We start from the raw sequence: 1,774 nt of genomic DNA, 5'->3' as shown, positions 1-1,774 counted from the left end.
ATGATGTTGCCGGTTTCCGGCAGTCCCACGCGGAATTTCCAGGCCGGTCAGGTGCTCGCGATGCGCATGCAGGAGCAAGCCCGTTGCCCGAATTCCATGGAAGAGTTCGAAGAGTGGTGTGAAGCCGCGGGAATGAAAAAAGGGGGGCTGGAAGGGCTGAAATCGTTGCGCTACTGGCCACAAATCGCCCGCAAATACGCGATCCCAGTGCATGACGCCTCCATGGTGAATTTGTTGTACATGGCGATTTATGGGCGCCCTGGCGTGAAGGAAACCGCCTATCAAGTGATGACGGAAAGTCGGGAACTATCGAGCTACTGCCAGGAATCGGTACGACCTAGCCACAGCCGTCGCTATGGCGAGGCCCTGCAAAACCTCGAGATCCCAGAGGCCCTCGACCTATTGGTGAACGCTGTGATCGCCGACAACGCCCGGCAGGCCATGCGCGGCGAAGTCACCTTGGATGAAGCCAATGAAGCTGGCGTGGCCGCTCACCTGCAGCTCATGGACTCAATTGAGTCGCAGATGGAGAATTAAGTCGTAGTCGCCTGCTTTACCGCACACCCAGAGAAGGACTTCCCAAGGCTTAACGGCATGGTTTTCGAATAAGACCAATGCGACTTCCAATGACCGAGGCCCTGGAAGCCATCGCCGATCGCTTCCATCCGCGTGAACAGATCACGGCGATCCGGTCCCTCGGCTCAGGAAACGTCAATGAAACCTTTCTCGTGACCCACAAAGGGTCAGGTAAGACGGAGAGTTTTGTGATGCAGCGGCTGAACACGGCCGTGTTTGAACGTCCAGAGTTAGTGATGCGCAACCTGCAAGCGCTGGGTGAGCACATCGACCGGCGGCTGGCCACTCCACCACCGGAGCTCAAGGGCCGACGCTGGGAACTACCGAGAATTGTGCCCTGCCGAAGAGAAGACGCGGCATGGGTTGAGCACAACGGGGATTTTTGGCGCTCGATCACCTTTATCGACGATGCAACCACCAGTGATGAAATCAAGGATTGCAACCATGCCAACGAGCTGGGGTATGGGCTTGGCATGTTCCACACCTTGATTCATGACCTGGCCATTCACCAACTCGCCGACACCCTTGAAAACTTTCACGTAACGCCTGAGTATTTAAATCGTTACGATATTGTGCTAAAAACCCCTGCTGTGCTCGATTCCGCTGAACAAGCGGCCTGTGCCTTCATCGACAAACGTCGAGACGGGGTCGATGTGCTCGAGGCTGCTCTGGCCCGGGGAGAGTTGCAACATCGGCCAATCCATGGAGATCCCAAAATCAACAACGTGATGATCGATGAGACCAGCGGCCAAGCCGTCGGCCTGATTGACCTCGACACGGTTAAACCGGGATTAATCCACTACGACATCGGCGATTGCATTCGTTCCTGTTGCAACCCAGCCGGCGAAGAAGCATCCGATCTAGCGAGTGTTGGTTTTGACTTAAACCTCTGTGAGGCAGTGCTGGATGGGTATCTCAATGTTGCTAGAGGCTTTTTGAGTTCGTGGGATCTTCATTACCTCCCAGACTGCATTCGTTTAATCCCCCTGGAACTCGGACTGCGCTTCCTCACGGATCATCTTGAAGGGAACGTGTATTTCAAAACAGAGCGACCAGGCCACAATCTCCAACGCGCCGCTGTTCAGTTCAAGCTTGTGAAAGACATCGAGAATCAGATGCCGGCGCTTCAACGCCTCATCCAACGCCTCAGCGATCGACCCGTGAACTAACTGATATGCCTCGCCCTGCCGTCATGCTG

At 55.2% G+C, this 1,774-nt stretch carries 1 protein-coding gene and 1 pseudogene; both read left to right on the top strand.

The features are described from left to right. A pseudogene (locus WH5701_RS17835) lies at positions 1 to 537 on the top strand (hypothetical protein); the annotation flags it as partial. A gap of 89 nt (positions 538 to 626) precedes the next feature. Then, positions 627 to 1,745, top strand: a complete 1,119-nt coding sequence (locus tag WH5701_RS00195) for a phosphotransferase enzyme family protein (RefSeq protein WP_006169753.1) — start codon at positions 627 to 629, stop codon at positions 1,743 to 1,745. The last annotated feature ends 29 nt before the right edge of the window (positions 1,746 to 1,774 follow it).

The organism is Synechococcus sp. WH 5701 (genome assembly GCF_000153045.1).
Taxonomy (GTDB): Bacteria; Cyanobacteriota; Cyanobacteriia; order PCC-6307; family Cyanobiaceae; genus Regnicoccus_A; species Regnicoccus_A antarcticus.
This window is presented reverse-complemented; position numbering and strand designations above follow the sequence as displayed.

Bases quoted from the DNA above. Each gene is read 5' to 3' on its own strand.
- WH5701_RS00195 (WP_006169753.1), top strand. From the start codon at position 627: ATGACCGAGGCCCTGGAAGCCATCGCCGATCGCTTCCATCCGCGTGAA.